The sequence below is a fragment of the Actinomyces gaoshouyii genome (assembly GCF_002076915.1).
GTDB classification, from domain to species: domain Bacteria; phylum Actinomycetota; class Actinomycetes; order Actinomycetales; family Actinomycetaceae; genus Actinomyces; species Actinomyces gaoshouyii.
The window spans coordinates 1,011,244-1,028,763 of sequence record NZ_CP020468.1 but is presented as its reverse complement, the minus strand read 5'-3'; the positions used below and the strand labels follow the sequence as shown (position 1 = coordinate 1,028,763).

11 protein-coding genes are annotated in these 17,520 nt (G+C 72.7%); 3 read left to right on the top strand and 8 right to left on the bottom strand.

Annotation, left to right across the window (positions count from 1 at the left end; all coding sequences use genetic code 11):
• Positions 1 to 4: 4 nt before the first annotated feature.
• Positions 5 to 1,894 carry a hypothetical protein gene (locus tag B6G06_RS10485; protein ID WP_240494101.1) on the bottom strand — a complete coding sequence of 630 codons (1,890 nt, stop codon included), beginning with the start codon at positions 1,892 to 1,894 and terminating at the stop codon, positions 5 to 7.
• A 672-nt stretch (positions 1,895 to 2,566) separates the two neighbouring features.
• On the opposite strand from B6G06_RS10485, the gene B6G06_RS04195 reads away from it, so the two are divergent.
• Positions 2,567 to 5,026 carry a DEAD/DEAH box helicase gene (locus B6G06_RS04195; RefSeq protein ID WP_081171113.1) on the top strand — a complete coding sequence of 820 codons (2,460 nt, stop codon included), beginning with the start codon at positions 2,567 to 2,569 and terminating at the stop codon, positions 5,024 to 5,026.
• A 127-nt stretch (positions 5,027 to 5,153) separates the two neighbouring features.
• Here the strand turns inward: B6G06_RS04195 and B6G06_RS04190 are convergent, their stop codons facing one another.
• The 6 genes from B6G06_RS04190 to B6G06_RS04165 form a co-directional block, all read right to left on the bottom strand.
• Positions 5,154 to 6,833, bottom strand: coding sequence for a GTPase (locus B6G06_RS04190; protein ID WP_081171111.1), 1,680 nt, complete (start codon positions 6,831 to 6,833; stop codon positions 5,154 to 5,156).
• Positions 6,830 to 8,638 (bottom strand): dynamin family protein, encoded by a 1,809-nt coding sequence (locus B6G06_RS04185; RefSeq protein WP_081171109.1) that lies wholly within the window; start codon positions 8,636 to 8,638, stop codon positions 6,830 to 6,832. Before B6G06_RS04185 ends, B6G06_RS04190 begins: the two co-directional genes overlap by 4 nt.
• 8 nt (positions 8,639 to 8,646) lie before the next feature.
• Positions 8,647 to 10,050: a histidine--tRNA ligase gene (gene hisS / locus B6G06_RS04180; protein WP_080463443.1), complete on the bottom strand. Its 1,404-nt coding sequence runs from the start codon at positions 10,048 to 10,050 to the stop codon at positions 8,647 to 8,649.
• Positions 10,051 to 10,084: 34 nt separating this feature from the next.
• Positions 10,085 to 10,912: an MBL fold metallo-hydrolase gene (locus B6G06_RS04175; RefSeq protein ID WP_081171107.1), complete on the bottom strand. Its 828-nt coding sequence runs from the start codon at positions 10,910 to 10,912 to the stop codon at positions 10,085 to 10,087.
• Positions 10,913 to 10,998: 86 nt separating this feature from the next.
• Positions 10,999 to 11,625, bottom strand: a complete 627-nt coding sequence (locus B6G06_RS04170) for an RES family NAD+ phosphorylase (RefSeq protein ID WP_205635469.1) — start codon at positions 11,623 to 11,625, stop codon at positions 10,999 to 11,001.
• Positions 11,626 to 11,683: 58 nt separating this feature from the next.
• Complete coding sequence (locus B6G06_RS04165; RefSeq protein ID WP_080463440.1) at positions 11,684 to 12,262, bottom strand: hypothetical protein; 579 nt, start codon at positions 12,260 to 12,262, stop codon at positions 11,684 to 11,686.
• A gap of 469 nt (positions 12,263 to 12,731) precedes the next feature.
• Here B6G06_RS04165 and B6G06_RS04160 point away from each other — a divergent pair, with 469 nt between their 5' ends.
• Both B6G06_RS04160 and B6G06_RS04155 read left to right on the top strand, forming a co-directional pair.
• Complete coding sequence (locus tag B6G06_RS04160) at positions 12,732 to 14,339, top strand: DUF349 domain-containing protein (protein ID WP_081171103.1); 1,608 nt, start codon at positions 12,732 to 12,734, stop codon at positions 14,337 to 14,339.
• A 168-nt stretch (positions 14,340 to 14,507) separates the two neighbouring features.
• Positions 14,508 to 15,179 (top strand): hypothetical protein, encoded by a 672-nt coding sequence (locus B6G06_RS04155; RefSeq protein ID WP_188640716.1) that lies wholly within the window; start codon positions 14,508 to 14,510, stop codon positions 15,177 to 15,179.
• On the opposite strand, the gene B6G06_RS04150 is transcribed toward B6G06_RS04155, so the two are convergent.
• Positions 15,153 to 17,480 (bottom strand): RelA/SpoT family protein, encoded by a 2,328-nt coding sequence (locus tag B6G06_RS04150; RefSeq protein ID WP_081171101.1) that lies wholly within the window; start codon positions 17,478 to 17,480, stop codon positions 15,153 to 15,155. The genes B6G06_RS04155 and B6G06_RS04150 overlap by 27 nt on opposite strands.
• Positions 17,481 to 17,520: the final 40 nt, after the last annotated feature.

Genomic DNA, 17,520 nt, shown 5'->3' with positions numbered 1-17,520 from the left:
GTGCTCACTGGACCGGGCGCCTCGCGCGCGGACGGGCCAGGAACATGTATGCGGCCGCGCCCGCGGTGAGGATCCCGGCGGCGCTGATGAGCATCCAGTCGTCGCCGCCGAGGACGGCCTCCTTGACCGGCGCGCTGTTCGCCTTGTCCATGAGGTCGGTATTGACCGTGTCCGTGCGGGCGATCTCCAGCTGAACCCATCCCAGGAGCTGGGAGTCGCGGCCCGCGATGGCCAGCTTGTGGGATCCGGCATCGATACTGGAGATGTCGACCTGGACGGAGTTGGAGCGGTCAACCTGGACCCAGCCGGCGCTCTCGCCTCCCGGGTAGAGGAAGACCGCGACCCAGTCACCCTCCTTCGCCTTGTCCTTCGGCAGGACGAGACTGACGCGGTCGCCCTGGCGCCCGCCGGACAGCGAGCCGGCGTTGTCAGCGGTGAGCTGGCTCCCGTCGGCCACGGGGCTACGAGGCGGGTCCGAGGGCTTGGGCTCGGTGGGCGCCGCGGACGGGCTCGCGCTCGGGTCCGCGTCGGATGAGGCCTCGGGCTGCGCCGGAGCCGACTCCCCCTCAGGAGTTGCGGGCAGGGTGGCGATGATGGTGGGCGGGGCCGCCGGATCCGCCGCCGGCGCCTCCGGGAGGACGCCTGGGGCGCCCTCCGCCCCGGCGGTGGGCTTGGCGGCCGCGTACGGACCCTCGGGGGCCGGGACTTCCGGAGCCGGTTCCTGCGGAGCAGGGCCCTCGGGAATGGGGGCCGGAGCCTCGGGAAGAGGCGCTGGAGCGTCCGGGGTCGGAGGAGCGGGCTGGGCACTCGGCTCCGCGGTGGGCGCCGGCTTCGGGTCGGCGCTCGGGGCGGGGGCCGTGGGCCCGCTCGTGGGAGCGGGCGCGGTCGGCGCCGCCGACGGGACCGGGGCACTCGGCTCCGCGGTGGGCGCCGGCTTCGGGTCGGCGCTCGGGGCGGGGGCCGTGGGCCCGCTCGTGGGAGCGGGCGCGGTCGGCGCGGCCGACGGGACCGGGGCACTCGGCTCCGCGGTCGGCGCCGGGGCGGGCCTGGTGCCGGCGACGAAGGAGAACAGCCTCGTCTCGGCCTGTCTGCCGTCGGGAGAGGAGATCCGCAGGCGGAATCTCCCGTTGTCGACGAGATCCTTCGCACTCAGATCAAAGAGGGTCTCGGCGTCGATCATGGTGGAGAACGCGCCGTTCTCCACCATGACCGGGATCGTGGCCTTGCGGTCGATCGCGCCACCCGCGCCGTACAGGTTCACTGTCATATTGACGGTCCCGTTGAGAGCATGCCCCTTGGCATCGGCCCAGTTCGAGCTCTTGAAGGAGAGCGCCGTCGTGCTGAGCGGGCCGTCACCGCCGACCTTGGCCTCAGGCTTCCCGGTAATCACCTTGGGCGATGCGGTGGCCGACGCGCTCGGCGCGGCCGACGGGGAGGCGCTCGGCTCAGCGGACGCGGAGGGCGACGGCGAGGCGGTGGCGGACGCGCTCGGCGCGGCCGACGGGGAGGGCACCGCGCTGGGAGTCGCCGAAGGAGCCGGAGGAGCGGGCGTCGGAGACTCGCCCGGGGTCGGGCTCGGCGCCTCAGTCTGACGGGGGAGGATGTTGATCTGCGGGGCCCCCATGGGGCTCGGGGCCGGCTCGATATTGCCCGCGGGGGCATCGGCGAGCTTCTTGACGGCGCCCCGCTCGGGGCGATCGACGATCTCGTCGATAGGGCGGCCGACCCGAGGGGTGGAAGCCTCAGCGCCATCCGGGGCGGCGGCAGGGACCGCCTCGGAGGTCTGAGCGGCCTTTGGACTGAGCTCATCGGCTCCGGCGGTGGGGCTCACGACAATGGAACCGAGGCCAAGGCCCGCGGTGAGGACGATGCCCAGCGCCGCGGGTAGGACCATCGCAGCACGGGGGGGCTCGAGGCCCGGACGGCACAGGGATCGGGACATCTCGGCGGGTGCGCTTCCTGTCTCAGGCGGGCCCACCGTCTCCGACGGGCCCGGGAACGTCAAGGCCGCTCGGGGCTGCGGCCATGTGGATACAGCCATATACTACCGTCCGAGCCGTGTCAGTCGCGCGATCCTGCGGCGGATCGAGTCCCAAACGAAGGCCGATCGTCAGCGAATCGTCAGCGACCAGGCAATTCTCCCGCCGAGGGCTCCCCGCATACTCGCAGGTGGGGATCGGCGCAACTTGAACTCAAGACCCGCCCCTGAGACCTATATCACTTGTGACCTGTTGCGGCGAGTCCCGGTCCGCCTCCCACCCTCATCTACGCTGGGTTCCGGAGTGATCCGCGTCCTGAGAACCCCGTTCGGGACTCCCGCACTCTTCCCCAAGCTCTCCCCGGCAGCCCCGGGCCCCTGCCGCCCCACGGCGGTCGACAGCGCATGGGAAGGGGTGCGGACGAGTGAGCCCGTGAGTCTGTGCGTCAAGCCCTCAGCGCATCCGCGCCTTCGCGCGGCGAGCGCCGGTGGGCGAGTGTGGTGGGCCAGGTGCGGCAAGAGAGGAGGCCGACCGGCGCTCCCCCACACTCCGCGAAGGCCTCATGGCCAGAACCTGGGAAGAACTCAATGACCACTCAGAACCCGTCCGCCTCCGACGAGCACGGGCCTCTCGGCCTCGATGCTCTCTTCAGCACCTCCGAGGAGGGGATCGCCTCGCCCACCGCGGCGCGCACCGGTGCCATCGGCACGGCCATCTCAGCCGTGTCCGCCGACTCGTCCGCCTCAGCGCCCTCCTTCGACACCCCGGCCTCCTCCGACACCCCCGAGGATCCCGAGGACGTCGAGCACGAGGACGAGGAGGACGACGTCGATCGCGCCCTGCCCGAGTCCGACCCCGAGGACGACGCGCCCGACGAGGCCGAGAACGCTGACGACGGCGCCGACATCGATGAGGAGGATGTCGACGGCCACGCGCCCTTCGATCCCTCCGACGACGATGACGAGCCCGAGGACTCCGCCCGCGACGCTGGCGACGCACCGGCCGAGGTCACCTTCTCCGACCTCGGTCTGCCCGCCGACCTGCTCAAGGCCGTCACCGACATGGGCTATACGACCCCCACCCCCATTCAGCGCGAGGCCATCCCGGTCCTCCTGGACGGGCGCGACGTCGTCGGCGTGGCCCAGACCGGCACCGGCAAGACCGCCGCCTTCGGGCTCCCCCTCCTCGACGCCGTCGACGCCCGCGACGGGGAGGTCCAGGCCCTCGTGCTCGCCCCCACCCGCGAGCTCGCCCTCCAGTCCGCCGACGCGATCACGGAGATGGCGTCGCGCTCGCGCGGCCTCGACGTCGTCGCCGTCTACGGCGGCGCCCCCTACGGCCCCCAGATCGGCGCGCTCAAATCCGGCGCGCAGGTCGTCGTCGGCACGCCGGGCCGCATCATCGACCTCATCGACAAGGGCGCGCTCGTCCTGGATGCGGTGAAGTACTTCGTCCTCGACGAGGCCGACGAGATGCTGCGCATGGGCTTCGCCGAGGATGTGGAGACCATCGCCGCCTCCCTGCCCTCCGAGCGCCGTACCGCGCTGTTCTCCGCCACCATGCCGCCCGCCATCGAGCGGGTGGCCGCCGAGCACCTCGTCGACCCCGCGCGCATCGAGGTCTCCCGCCAGTCCTCCACCGTCGACACCGTTCACCAGACCTACGCGGTGGTCCCCTTCCGCCACAAGATCGGCGCGGTCTCCCGCGTCCTGGCGGTCACCGAGGCGGAGGCCGCCATCGTCTTCGTGCGCACCAAGTCCACCGCCGAGGATGTCGCCATCGAGCTGGCCGGGCGGGGCATCCAGGCCGCCGCGATCTCCGGCGACGTCCCCCAGCGCGAGCGCGAGCGGCTCGTCGAGCGACTGCGCGCCGGCACCCTCGACGTCCTCGTCGCCACTGACGTCGCGGCCCGCGGGCTGGACGTGGACCGCATCGGGCTCGTCGTCAACTTTGATGTGCCCCGCGAGGCCGAGGCCTACGTCCACCGCATCGGGCGCACCGGCCGCGCCGGCCGCCACGGCGAGGCCGTCACCTTCCTCACCCCCAAGGAGAAGAGCAAGCTCCGCCAGATCGAGCGCCTGACCGGCACGCGCCTGGAGGAGATCACCCTGCCCTCCCCCGCCGACGTCTCCGCGCACCGCGCCCACAAGCTCCTGGCCAAGGCCGCCGCCCGCCACGAGCGCGGCCGCCTGAGCATGTACACCCCGCTCATCGCCGAGCTGGACATCGACGCCGAGGAGCTCGCTGCCACCCTGCTCGCCCTCGCGGTGGGCGACGAGGGACCGCAGCGCCGCCACGACGACGACCGCCCGCGCCGGGGCCGTGAGCGGCGCGAGGTGAGCGTCGACGACGAGGGCGCCTTCGTCTCGGCCAGCTTCGAGGGAGGCCGCGAGAGCCGCCGTCGCGAGCGTCCCGAGGGCAAACCGGGAGCCTCGCGCGGCGGGCGCCGCGAGCATGAGGGCCCCGGCACCGTTTACCGGATCGAGGTCGGCCATCGCGACCGGGTCATGCCCGGCGCGATCGTGGGCGCGCTGGCCAATGAGGGCGGGATCAGCGGCTCGGACATCGGCAAGATCGACATCCTGCAGTCCTTCTCCCTCGTCACCATTCACGCGCCGCTGAGCGAGGACCAACTCGAGGCCATGCGGCACGCGACCTTCTCCGGGCGCGAGCTGCGCATCCGCCCCGATGAGGGCCCGGGCCACGGCTGGTCCGGCCCCGATGACCGCGGCTTTCGCGGTGACCGTGGCGATCGCGGCTTCCGCGGTGACCGTGGCTTCCGCGGTGACCGTGGCGATCGCGGCTATCGCGACCGCGATGAGCGCGGGGGCCGCGACGGCGGCTACCGCGGTCGCCCTGACCGCCGCGGTGGGTACCGGGACGATCGCGGCGGCCGTCGCTGGGAGGACCGCGGCGGTCGTGACTCGGGCTTCCGGGACGACCGCGGCTACCGCTCCGGGCGCGACGAGCGCGGGGGCAACCGCGGCGGCTACCGCGGAAACCGGGACAACCGCGGGTCCTGGGGCTCGCGGCGCGCTGACTCCTGAGTGCCCGCGCTCAGAGCGATGAGGCGCGATCGCCCCCGACCGGTGCTCCGGCCGGGGGCGATCCGCATCCCGGTTCCCCCGAGTTGAACAGTCCCGACGTGCGCGGGTCGTCCCTGGTCGGGAACAGTCAGCGCTCGTGCCGACTGAGGTCTGCGGCCATCGCGCCCAGTTCGTCCCAGTGCTCGCGCTCGGCGCGCAGGGGCTCGAGAAGCCGTGAGTCGACGACGGCGTCGGTCGCCCGCCGCAGGCACTTCCCGGCCCGTGCCGCACGTCGCTCGGCGCCCGCGCGCACGGCTGCCACGCCGATGGCCCCCAGCAGGGCGCCGCCGGCCAGGCCGCCTGCGAGCAGGACGACTGGCCAGGGCACGAGGCCCCAGCGGGGCGGCTCGACAGCGATGAGCAGCAGGTCCCGCATGCCCCGCAGCGCGACCAGCCAGACGCCTCCGGCGATCGCCGCGGTCAGGGCGAGCCATTGGAGAGCTGAGGCGACCGACCACCAGCGAGGAGCGCGCATCCCCAGATCGGCGCGGGCGATGACCGCGTCGAGCTCAGGGCCGATCGCCTCGGCGCGCTCATCCATGCGCTGGAGCATGGCGTCCCGGGCCGCCCCTGGCAGGTGGGCACTGGCGTCCGCGGCGAGGCGATGCGCCTCGGTGCGCAGGAGCCCCACGGCCACGGGGCTCGGCTCGGGCAGGGATGTGCGCGCGAGGGCATCGACAGGCCTCGGGTCCTCCCCCGCCCTGCTGAGGGTCGAAGGAGAGGGGTCCCGCAGGTGGAGTGCGGCGAGCGGATCGGCCCGGAGTCGGTGGATCCATCGCACCGGCGGCCACCCGACGCTCAGCGCGCCGCGATGGATCGTGGCCGCGCGAACGGCGCTGGCGACGACCTCGGCGCCGGCGGTGCGGGAGGCCGCCTCGGCGAGGCGCCGGCCGTCGATCGGCGCCCCGGTCCCGCCGGCCCCGACGCGCTCGCACAGCCGGGTCGCGGCCCGACGCGTATCGGCCCGCAGCCGGAGGGCTGAGGCGTTGCGCGCCCGGGCGATGCGCTCCAGGGCGCCTCTCAGGGAATCGATCCCCTCACCGGTGCGGGCGGAGGCCAGTATCGGGACAGCACCGGCCAGGCCCTCACGGGCCAGAAGGCGGCGCAGGTCGGCGCTCACCTGCTCGCGTGAGGCGGCATCGAGCCGGTCGGCCTGGTTGAGGACCACGAGGGTGACTTCCGCGTGGGCGGCCATGGGCGCGATGAAGTCCTTGTGGAGGACAGCGTCGGCGTACTTCTCGGGATCGAGCACCCACACGAGGGCGTCGACCTGGGCGGCCATGCGCTCGGCGATGAACCTGTGCTCGGGCACGTCGGAGTCGATGTCGGGCAGGTCGAGGATGATCGCATCGGCGGGGACCGGCCCTGCCAGCGGCGCGACTACGCGCTCATCGACTCCGAGCCAGTCCAGGAGCGCGGACGCCTCGCCATCGGTGTGCCCGCCCGGCAGGAGGGCGAGGGGGCGGGTGGTGGTGGGCCTGGTGACGGCGGTCCGGGCGATGGGCGCCCCGGCGAGCGCGTTGAGGAGGGAGGACTTGCCCGAACCGGTCGCTCCGGCCAGGGCGATGACGGTGCGCCCCGGTGCCAGTGAGGCCCGCGCACCCGCGCGCGCAACGATCTCGCGAGCCTCGTCGAGCTCCTCTCCGAGGCCGAGGCCGTCACCGAGCTCGATGATCCTCCCGAGCGCCCCGAGTGCCTCCGCGAGGCTCCGGGCCGCGGGGTTGCCGCGCGTGGCGCGCCTGGCGGGCTCGGACACAGTCCCGCTCATGAGCGACCCTCCCCGATAACGCCGCTAGTGGCCTCGAGAGCGGAGGCGGCAGCGCGCGCGGCCCGCCTCAGCTCGGGGCCCGTGGGGGAGGGCCGGCGCAGGGCGGAGGCCAGGAACGATGCCTGCTCGCTGACGAGCGCGTGGACGCGGGCGTCGAGGTCGATCTGCGCGCGTTCGGCCATGGCGCGCATGGCCTGGTCGCCAAAGATCGCCTCGAGGAGCCGCTGGGCGACGAGGGCTGTGCCCCCGGCGATACCGATCTCTCCCCCGGTCAGGCCCCCGGTGTGGGCGAAGACGACGATCATGAGGGCCACGCCGACCCCGTTGACGCCGAGCGAGATGAGCCGGGCGGTGAGGCGCTTGTCGGCGCCCTCGGCCCGCACGAGGCCCAGGAGATCTCCCTGCCACTCGTGGACGAGGGCGGTGGCCCGCTCGGTGAGGACCTCCTGGCCGGGAAGGACCTCGCGAACGGTCTCCAGGGCGGCAGCCGCGGTGCCGGCGCGCTGCCAGGCCCGCTCGGTGGCGATCGAGGCGCGCTGAGCCTCGGCGACGATGAGGGTGGCCAGGGAGGACTCGATGGCGTCCTCGACGCGCTGGGCGGGGCCCGGCCGGCCGCGCAGGGCGGCGCTGAGGCGATCGCGGATGCGCCCGACCTGAGTCTCGAGTCCCTTGATCATCCCGGAGGCGCCGATGTACTCCTGCCAGCGGGCCAGGACCTCGCCGCGCAGCATGGATCCGTCGGCGCAGGCGGCGTTGATCCGCTGCGCAGCCTCGGCATGGGCGGAGAAGGCCGCCTCGGCGAGCTCGTGGTGCTCCTGGGCCTGGACGTCGAGCTCGTCAGCCAGCAGCTCGATCTGCGCCAAGGCGCTGCCCAGGGCCCCGGTGAGCGTCCGCCGGGCGACGTCGCGGCGGGCCTCGGCGTCGGCGGCCAGGGTGGTGAGCCAGTCCTGCAGGGGGGCGATGAGCGGGACGGGCAGGAGGCCCTCGGCGTCCAGGGGAGTCTCGGGGATGGTGATGACGGGTGACGTGGCGAGCCCGGCGGAGGCGAGGCGGCGACGCAGGTCGGCCTCGACGTCGGCAGCGGCGCCGTCGGGAACGCGGTCGAGGACGACGGCAACGACGATGTCCCGCTCGGCGGCGGCCCGCAGGTGCCGCCAGGGCACGGCATCGGCGTAGCGGGCCGCCGTGGTGACGAACACCCACAGGTCGGCGGAGGCCAGGAGGGTGGCGGCGAGCTCGCGGTTCTCATCGACGACGGAGTCGACGTCGGGGGCGTCCAGGAGCGCGAGCCCCGAGGGCAGCTCGCTGCAGGAGCGGACCTCCAGCTCCCTCCAGGAGGCGGGGGACTCGCCGTCGGCGGTGGTGATCGGCGCGCTGGGCGGGGCGTCCTCGGGCACGCGCACGCGGGCCAGGGAGCCCAGGACCCGGTCGGAGACGAACCAGGGCTCGTCAGCGGGGGCGTGGAGGAGCAGGGGGCGCCGCGTGGTCGGGCGGATGGCCGAGGCCGCGGCGACGCGCCTGCGGATGAGGGAGGACACGAGGGTGGATTTCCCGGCACCCGTCGAGCCGCCGACCACGGCGAGCAGTGGGGCGTCGATGCTGGCGAGGCGGGGAAGGATGTAGTCGCCGAGCTGGTCGGCGACCAGGGCCGCGCGCGTGGCGGCCTCGGCGGCACCGGGCAGCGCGTAGGGCAGATCGACGGAGCCCAGTCGTGCTTCCAGCCCTTCCAGGGCGGTGGTGGCGGTCGGTGCGCCGATGCCGTTGGAGAGGCCCGGGACTCCAGGTGGCGTGCCAGGGGCGACCATGATGCCTCTCAGGCCCGGCCGCTGCGGGCCACGAGGCGCGGGGCGAGGTCAGCCTCGGGGCACTGCCAGGTGGCGGCGTCGGCGGGAATCTGGTCCCCGGAGCGGATGTCCTTGACGGAGTCGCCCTCCCCGGGGGCGCCGGGGAACCAGACGTAGGGGATGCCGCGCTTGTCCGCAAAGCGGATCTGCTTGCCGAACTTGGCGGCGTTGGGGGCGACGTCGGCGGGGATCCCGCGCCGGCGAAGGCGGTCGGCGACGGCGTCGGAGTCGGCGCGGTGGGCCTCGTCGGTGACGGCCACGAGCACGGCAGTGGGCACGGCGCGGGTGACTTTGATGAGGCCCGCGCCGATGACGCGGGCGAGAAGGCGGGACACGCCGATCGAGATGCCCACACCCGGGAAGGTGCGCTTGCCGTTGGAGGCCAGGGAGTCGTAGCGCCCGCCGGAGCACACCGAGCCGAGGTCCTCGTGGCCGGCCATGAACGACTCGTAGACGGTGCCTGTGTAGTAGTCGAGGCCGCGGGCGATCTTGAGATCGGCGATGATCGCGCCGGGGCGCCGCAGGTTGGCGGTGTCGAGGAGGCCGGCGAGCTCGGCCAGGCCCTCGAGGAGCATCTCGGAGGGGGCGGCCTCGCCCAGGGCCGTGCGCACAGCGGCGTCGATCGCCCTGGGGCTGGTCCCGGTGATGGTGGCGAGGTCAAGGGCGCGCTCCGCCTGATCGGCGCTCAGCCCGACCGCATCGATGAGCTCGGCCGCCACGGCGTCGCGGCCGATCTTGTCGAGCTTGTCGACGATGCGCAGGACCTCGATGAGCTCGTCGTCGCCCACTCCGATGGACTGGTAGAACCCCTGGGCGACCTTCCTGTTGGACACGTGGATGGTGATCGGCGGGATGGGCAGGGCGGCCAGGGCCTCGTGCATGATGAGCGGGACCTCGACGTCGTTGTGCAGCGGGAGGGCGCCGTCGCCGACGATGTCGATATCGGCCTGGATGAACTCCCGGAAGCGGCCGTCCTGGGGGCGCTCGCCGCGCCAGACCTTCTGGATCTGGTAGCGCTTGAAGGGGAAGGTGAGGGTGCCGGCATTGTCGAGGACGTAGCGGGCGAAGGGGACGGTGAGATCGAAGTGGAGGCCGAGGCGCTTGGCGGGGTCGGCCTCCTCGGAATCGGCGGTCTCGGCCTGGAGGCGGTTGAGGAGGTAGACCTCCTTGGAGGTCTCCCCCTTGCGGGCGAGCTCGGACAGGGGCTCGACGGCGCGGGTCTCGATGCCGCAGAAGCCGTGCAGTTCGAAGGTGGTGCGCAGGGCGTCCAGGAAGGACTGCTCGACGATGCGGCCCGCGGGCAGCCACTCGGGGAATCCGGACAGGGACGATTGCGCCTGACGCGCCTGGACGCTCGATGCCATGGCGGGCATTGTGTCATGGTGCGCTCGCCAGGTGGTGGGCGTATCAGGCGTTGCGATCCCCACCACGGATCTTGGCCTCGGCGAGGTAGGGGTTGCCGTGGTGCTCGTGCTCCATGGTGGTCACCGCCCCGTGGCCGGGCAGGAGAATGGTCTCCGGGGAGACGGCGCTTGCCAGGAGGCGGAGGGTCGCCCACATCTGGACCTGGTCGCCGCCGGGCAGGTCGGTGCGGCCCACGGAGCCCTTGAAGATGACGTCGCCCGCCAGCGCCATGAGGTAGTCGTGCTCCTCATCGGCGTGGCCGGGGTTGTCGTCGATGACCTCGGCCTCGGTGAGGAGGTAGTTGTCCGCCAGACGGGAGTTGAAGAAGAAGAGCGTGGAGCCCTCGGTGTGGCCGGGAGCGGGGATGGCCTGGAGGCCCAGGCCCGGGAGGATCTCGAAGGCGGCGCCGAATCCCTCGGCGGGGAAGGCGCGGACGTCGGCAGGCCGTCTCCAGGCGGTGCCGGCCATGTCGGCGAAGCCCATGCCGTTGGCGCTGATGGCGGTGGAGGCATCGGGGTCGTCGAGGCGGTGGAGATCGGGCTGGGGGACGTAGACGGGGACGGAGGCCTCGGGGGCGAGCGGGTCGGCGATGGCGAGCATGTCCTCCGCGCGGGCGGCCTCGATGAGAGCGGCGGTGTCCCAGACGTGGTCGGCGTGCCCGTGGGTGAGAAGGATCGCGCCGAGGGCGAGCCGGTTGGAGCGGAGCAGGGCCATCGCGCCCCGCACGGATCCCGCTCCCGGGTCGACGACGAGGGCCGGGCCGGCGGGGGCGGGGGCGAGCACGTAGCAGTTGGCGGCGAAGACGGGTGCGATCGTGCGCTCGAGGATCATGGGGCCAGCGTAGTCGCTCGCCCCGGGCCGCTCGCGTGATCACCTGCGCTCGCCGAGCGCGCGGAGGAGGTCCAAGCGCGGGTCACTCACGCCGTCGGCCAGGCGAGCTCCCAGCCGAGGGAGGCGCTGATATCCGCCAGCGCCGTCATCATGACCGGCGCTGCCAGGAGGGCGCTGGCCCGGGGCTCCTCGGGCAGGGCGGAGGCGGCCCGCTCGAAGAGCACCACCATGGGGCGCCCCGTCATCGTGGATTCCGCCCAGAGCCCGTCCACCGGGCCCCGGCCGTCGGCGGGCTCGGCCCGCGCGATCTCCCGGGCCCAGGCTCGGCAGGTGTCCCGGGGAGCGGCCATGAGGGAATGACTGGCCCCGTTGCGCAGCAGCCAGGGCGAGTCCTCGGCGAGGAGCGCCAGGAGCCGCAGCGGGCGGACAGGGACGAAGGTGGTCGCGGCGATGCCCGCCCCCATGGGGTCGACCCGGCGCTGCGCCTGGAAGACCTCGGCGACGGCCGTGCGCAGGTCTGTGGCCGTGTAGAGCACGCCATGCCCGGGGTGATCGCCGACGGGCCCAGGATGCGGGTCCCAGCGCATGGTGGTCAGGGGGCCGTAGGAGCGGAAGTCGTTCCAGGCCGACGGGTACTCCCCCGCCGTGCGGTGGATGCGCCACAGCAGACTCTGATGGAGGTGGATGTCCTCCGGCCCGATCAAGAGCGGCAACGGCGGGCGACTGGGGTTTTTCGGAGCGTCGAGGGGCATGGTGGGAGTGCGGCGGCGCTCAGGCGGCGCGGGCGGCGGCGTCGAGAAGCTCGACGACGGGCTCGGCGTCGCCTCCGAGCAGGAGGTGGTCCACGGGACTGCGGCCGCCCAGCGATTCATCCGGCGAGGTCATGATGGTGGCGATGTCGATCCCCGCCAGGTCCCCCGGCAGCCTCGAGACGATCTCCCCCAGGTGGGGCAGTGCCCGCCCAGCGGCGAGCTGCCAGCGCCAGTAGCGCTTGCGCCCGCCCACCACCGTGGAGGCCAGCGGCGTGGATGCGGCGCGGTGGGACAGGCGGGAGGGGCTGATGCCCAGCTCCTGCGCGGCCTGCGCGGCCGAGAGCGTGAGCTCGAGGGTCCGATTGATGACCATTTCGGCATGGCCTGCGGCTAGCTTCGCGGCGTCCCGCCCCGACCAGGAGCGCAGACGCGCGGGCTCGTCCAGGCCTCCGCGCTCCACGAGGTCGGCGAGCATCGTCTCCCCCACGGCCATTCCCCGTGGCGCCTTGCGCAGCATGGCCCGGAGTTGGCGGGCGTGGGCCTCCTCGTCGTAGTCGAGGCCCTGCTCCGCGTAGACATCCGCGACGGTCAGCGTCATCTTCTCGCCCTCGCTTCCTCTCCGGCCCGCGCTTCTGCGGCCTCCCGCAGTCCTCGTAGTCCTTACCTTGGACCCCTTCGCACTACGCAACTAATTCTACATAGTTGCGCATAGATGCGCCATAGCGGCTCCCGCGTGCGCTCGAGTCGACTCGGGGCCGATGGGCCCGACTCGCATGGGTCCTGAGCGGCGGTAGGAGCTCGGTGACGGCCGGATCGGAGTCCGGTTCGAGGCGGCGGGCGAGGGTCTCGGCCTCACCCGAGTGGAACGGCGGTCATGGTCCGGCGGTCCTGGCGCCCCCATCCGTGATCAAGGGCGGTCGGCGCTCGGAGTTCAGTGATGTTGCCGGTAGGCTCGGTGTGCTGGCGCCTCCCGGGCCAGCGCACGACCACCCGGCCGGCGAGGCCGGGCGCGAACGGAACAGGGATCAGGTTCCTCCCTCGCCCCGTCAACCACGAAGGAGCACAACGTGACTGAGCAGACGCAGCCCGCCGCCGAGCTGGAGCCCACCGCCACGTCCGAGTCGGAGCCCGCCTCCGCCACCACCGAGACCACCACCGCCCCCGCGGGCGCGCCGGAGCCGACGACCGCCGAGGCACCCATCGACCGGACAGCGGCCCGGGCCTCGGAGCCCGAGGGGACGGGGACCGAGGAAGCCGCCGAACCGGCTGCGCCCTCCGAGACCCCCAGCTCTTCGGAGGGGGCCGCCGTCGAGGACTCTGGCGAGGCCGCGAGCATCGAGCCGGCCGCCGGCGCTGCGGATGCCGCAGCCCCCGCCTCGGCCGAGCAGCCCTCGCCCGCAGCGACGAACGAGGCGCCGATCGACCCCGAGGAGGCCATGGACGCCGCCAAGTGGGGCCGTGTCGACGGCGAGGGCAAGGTCTACGTCCAGGACAGCGGCGTCGAGCGCGAGGTCGGCCAGTTCCCGGATGCCCCGATCGCCGAGGCCATGGCCTTCTACGTGCGCCGCTACCTCGACCTCAAGGCGACGATCGACCTCTTCGCCACGCGCCTGCCGCAGCTCTCCATCCACGACATCGACACGACGATTGCCTCGATCGAGGCCTCGCTCGTCGAACCGGCCGCCGTCGGGGACCTCGATGGGCTGCGCGCCCGTTTCTCCGCCCTGCGCGGAGTCGCCGCGGAGCGCCGCGAGGCCGTTGCCGCCGAGCGCGCCGCCGCCAAGGAGCAGGCCCTCAAGGACCGCACCGCCATCGTCGAGCGCGCCGAGGAGATCAGTGAGCAGGACCCGGCGCGCACCCAGTGGAAGAACTCCGGCGCCGAGCTGCGCGCCCTGCTGGAGAAGTGGAAGGAGGCCCAGCGTCGCGGGCCGCGTCTGGACCGCCCCACCGAGGACGCCCTGTGGAAGCGCTTCAGCCACGCCCGCACCGCCTTCGACCGCCGCCGTCGCCAGTTCTTCTCCGAGCTCGACGCCAAGCAGTCGCAGGTCAAGGCCGCCAAGGAGGCCCTCATCAAGCGGGCCGAGGAGCTCTCGGGCTCCACGGACTGGGCCGGCACCTCCGCCAAGTACCGCGAGCTCATGGACGAGTGGAAGAAGGCCGGCCGCGCCTCGCGCAAGGAGGACGACGCCCTGTGGGCGCGCTTCCGCGCCGCCCAGCAGATCTTCTTCGACGCCCGCAAGGCGAAGGACGAGGCCGTGGACGCCGAGTTCGCGGAGAACCTCAAGACCAAGGAGGCCCTCGTGGCCAGGGCTGAGGCCCTGCTGCCGATCAAGGACATCAAGGCCGCCAAGAAGGCCCTGCGCCCCATCCAGGACGCCTGGGAGGAGGCGGGGCGCGTGCCGCGCTCGGCCGTGCGCCGGATCGAGGGACGCATGCGCGCCGTCGAGGACGCGATCCGCGAGGCGGAGAACGCCGAGTGGCGCCGGACCGACCCGGAGACCAAGGCCCGCGCCGAGGGCCTGGCCGGCCAGCTCCAGGACTCGATCGCCGAGCTCGAGAAGGACCTCGCCGCCGCCCAGGCCGCGGGGGACGCCAAGAAGGTCGCGGAGGCCGAGGCGGCGCTCACCGCCCGTCGCGCCTGGCTCGACCAGGTCCTGCGCTCGGCCCAGGCCTGATCCGGGCGCGCGACGCCTCAGGAACCGGCTGATGCCCGGCACCTCGATCGGTGCCGGGCATCTCCCGTCCCGCCCAGCCGCCGTCCGTGCGAGGCCCACCGCCCTGGTTATCCACAGATCCTCCGCACCCCCTTCCGCGGCGCTGCGCGGGGGCCCAGCATGGTCCTTATGGCCAGGCATCCCCACGTCCCCGCACGCGCGGCTCTCGCATGGCTGCGCCCCCGTCCCATCGAGCCGGCGCTCGGCGCCCTCCCGCCACAGGACATGCGGGTGCTGCGCTGCCACGGGCTCGATGACGAGTTGCTCACCCCGCTCCTGGGCGGCCACTACCCCAGTGACCTGCTCACCTCTCCCCCGCTGCGCGCTCGGGCTCTGGGCCCCCATGTGCCGCGGGGCAACCTGGTCTGCGGCCCCAGCGCTCTCTGGGTCCACACGGGGCTCAGGCCGCCCGAGGTCCTGTCCGTGGCGAGCACGGAGAGGCCCGGCGCGTGGCGGGGCCTCGACTCCCACCGCATGTCGCTGCCCTCCGAGGACCGAGTGGTACTGGCCGGAGTGGAGTGCTCCACCCTGGAGCGCGCCGCCGTCGACGTGGCGAGGACCGCGCCGCCGACCCGGGCGGTCGAGGCGATCCTGGCAGCCTACGCCGCCGGGGCGACGCGGCGCGGGATGCTCCTGGCCCTGGGGCACTGCCGCGGCGGGGCGGCGCGCGGCCGCCCCCGCGCTCAGCGGCTCATCCTGAGCGTGGAGCGGGCGTTCCCCGAGCGCGCGGGGCCCCTGCACCGACGGACCGCGCCGCTTGCCGCGCATCGCGGTTCAGGAGCCGTGGTTCCGAGCGCCTGAAGTGGTGCGGCGGGCCTCGTAGACGCCATCGATCCTGCGCAGGGAGGCGAGGGTGTGGTCGAGGTGGCTCGCTGCGGCGAGCTCGACGACGAACCGCCCTGTGACCACGCGATCCCTGGAGGTGGTGATCGTCGCCGAAATCATGTTGACGTGGTTGTCGGCCAGGACCCGGGTGACGTCGGCCAGGAGGCCGCCGCGGTCGAGCGCCTCGACCTCCAACTGGACGAGGTAGACCGAGTGCGCGTGCTCGGCCCAGGTCACGGGGAGCATCCGCTCGGGCTCGCGCTGGAGCTGGGCGACGTTCTGACAGTCCGCCCGGTGCACGGAGAGCCCGGATCCCCTGGTGATGAATCCGACGATCGGGTCCCCCGGCATGGGCGTGCAGCAGCGGGCGAGCTTGACGTAGACGTCGTCGGCGTCCATGCCCTCGACGACGACTCCTGAGTCCCCACTGCGGCGGTGGCTGGAGGAGGCCGAGGCCCGGGTGGGAAGAACGCCCTCGGCGAGGGTCTCCTCGGCGCCCGCCTCGCCGCCCATGGCGGTCACGAGGGTGTCGACGACGTGCTGGGCGGAGATGTGCCCCTCGCCCACCGCGGCGTAGAGCCCGTCGATATCGACCTTGTCGAGGCTCTTGGCGACGTCCGTGAGGGAATCGTGACTCATGAGGCGCTGGATCGGGAGGTCCTTCTTGCGCATCGCCCGCGCGATCGCGGACTTGCCCTCTTCAATGGCCTCCTCGCGGCGCTCCTTGGAGAACCAGGCGCGGATCTTGTTGCGCGCCCGAGTGGAGCCCACAAAACTGAGCCAGTCCCGTGATGGGCCGGCATTAGCCGCCTTGGAGGTGAAAACCTCGACGGCATCGCCGTTCTCCAGGCGGGTGTCCAGGGGAACGAGGCGCCCGTTGACGCGGGCGCCGACAGTGCGGTGACCGACCTCCGTGTGGACGGCGTAGGCAAAATCGACGGCTGTGGAGCCGCTGGGCAGGGACAGGACGTCGCCCTTGGGGGTGAAGACGTAGACCTGTGAGCCGGCCATCTCGAAGCGCAGGGAGTCGAGGAACTCGGCGGGGTCCTGCGTCTCCTTCTGCCAGTCAACGAGTTGGCGCAGCCAGCCCATCTCGCCGGCGTCCTCGACGCCAGCGCCGCCCGGGGCCGGCGCGGAGGCGTTGGGGTCCTCCTTGTACTTCCAGTGGGCGGCAACGCCGTACTCCGCCATGCGGTGCATCTCCGCGGTGCGGATCTGGATCTCGACGGGCTTGCCCCCGGGCCCGAGCACCGTGGTGTGCAGTGACTGGTAGAGGTTGAACTTGGGGACGGCGATGTAGTCCTTGAAGCGCCCGCTCATCGGTGTCCAGCGGGAGTGGAGGGCGCCGAGGACGGCGTAGCAGTCCCGCACCGAGTCAACGATGACGCGCACGGCGACGAGGTCGTAGATGTCGTCGAAGTCCTTCCCCCGCACGATCATCTTCTGGTAGATCGAGTAGAAGTGCTTCGGCCGACCGGTGACGGTCCCCTTGATCTTGTTGACCCGCAGGTCCTCCTCGATCTGCAGACGGACCTGGCGCAGGTACTCCTCGCGAGCCGGCGCCCTCTCGTGGACCATCCGCTCGATCTCGTCGTAGACGCCGGGGTAGAGGGCCTTGAAGGAGCGGTCCTCGAGCTCCCACTTGATGGTGTTCATCCCGAGCCGGTGGGCCAGGGGAGCATAGATCTCGAGCGTCTCCTTGGCCTTGCGGGCGGCGCTCTCGGCGGGGACGTACTTCCAGGTCCGGGCGTTGTGGAGACGGTCCCCCAGTTTGATGAGGAGCACGCGGATGTCATGGGACATCGCGATGATCATCTTGCGCACGGTCTCGGCCTGCGCGGCCTCCCCGTACTGGAGCTTGTCGAGCTTGGTGACGCCGTCGACGAGCAGGGCGATGTCACCGCCGAAGTCCGCACGCAGCTTGTCGAGGGTGTAGTCGGTGTCCTCCACCGTGTCGTGCAGGAGCGCCGCGGCCAGCGTCTGAGGCGTCATGCCGAGCTCGGCGAGGATGGTCGCCACCGCGACGGGATGAGTGATATAGGGCTCCCCCGACTTGCGCGTCTGTCCCTCGTGGGCCTTCTCGGCGACCTCGTAGGCGCGCACGATGAGCCCGGTGTCCGCCTTGGGGTGGTTGGCCCGCAGGGCGCGCAGGAGTGGGTCGATCGCGGGGGGCGTCGAGTGCCCCCGGGAGCCGAACCAGGCGAGGCGGCTGCGGACGCGCGAGCCGGGCACGATCGCGTCGTGCCCCGTGTCCGCTGCGCCCTTGGTCTCGGTCATTCCAACATCATAGCCACGAGGAGACCCACGCATCGGACAT

Bases quoted from the DNA above. Each gene is read 5' to 3' on its own strand.
- hisS (WP_080463443.1), bottom strand. From the start codon at position 10,050: ATGCCCGCCATGGCATCGAGCGTCCAGGCGCGTCAGGCGCAATCGTCC.
- B6G06_RS10485 (WP_240494101.1), bottom strand. From the start codon at position 1,894: ATGGTCCTACCCGCGGCGCTGGGCATCGTCCTCACCGCGGGCCTTGGC.
- B6G06_RS04175 (WP_081171107.1), bottom strand. From the start codon at position 10,912: ATGATCCTCGAGCGCACGATCGCACCCGTCTTCGCCGCCAACTGCTAC.
- B6G06_RS04195 (WP_081171113.1), top strand. From the start codon at position 2,567: ATGACCACTCAGAACCCGTCCGCCTCCGACGAGCACGGGCCTCTCGGC.
- B6G06_RS04150 (WP_081171101.1), bottom strand. From the start codon at position 17,480: ATGACCGAGACCAAGGGCGCAGCGGACACGGGGCACGACGCGATCGTG.
- B6G06_RS04165 (WP_080463440.1), bottom strand. From the start codon at position 12,262: ATGACGCTGACCGTCGCGGATGTCTACGCGGAGCAGGGCCTCGACTAC.
- B6G06_RS04155 (WP_188640716.1), top strand. From the start codon at position 14,508: ATGGCCAGGCATCCCCACGTCCCCGCACGCGCGGCTCTCGCATGGCTG.
- B6G06_RS04185 (WP_081171109.1), bottom strand. From the start codon at position 8,638: ATGGTCGCCCCTGGCACGCCACCTGGAGTCCCGGGCCTCTCCAACGGC.
- B6G06_RS04190 (WP_081171111.1), bottom strand. From the start codon at position 6,833: ATGAGCGGGACTGTGTCCGAGCCCGCCAGGCGCGCCACGCGCGGCAAC.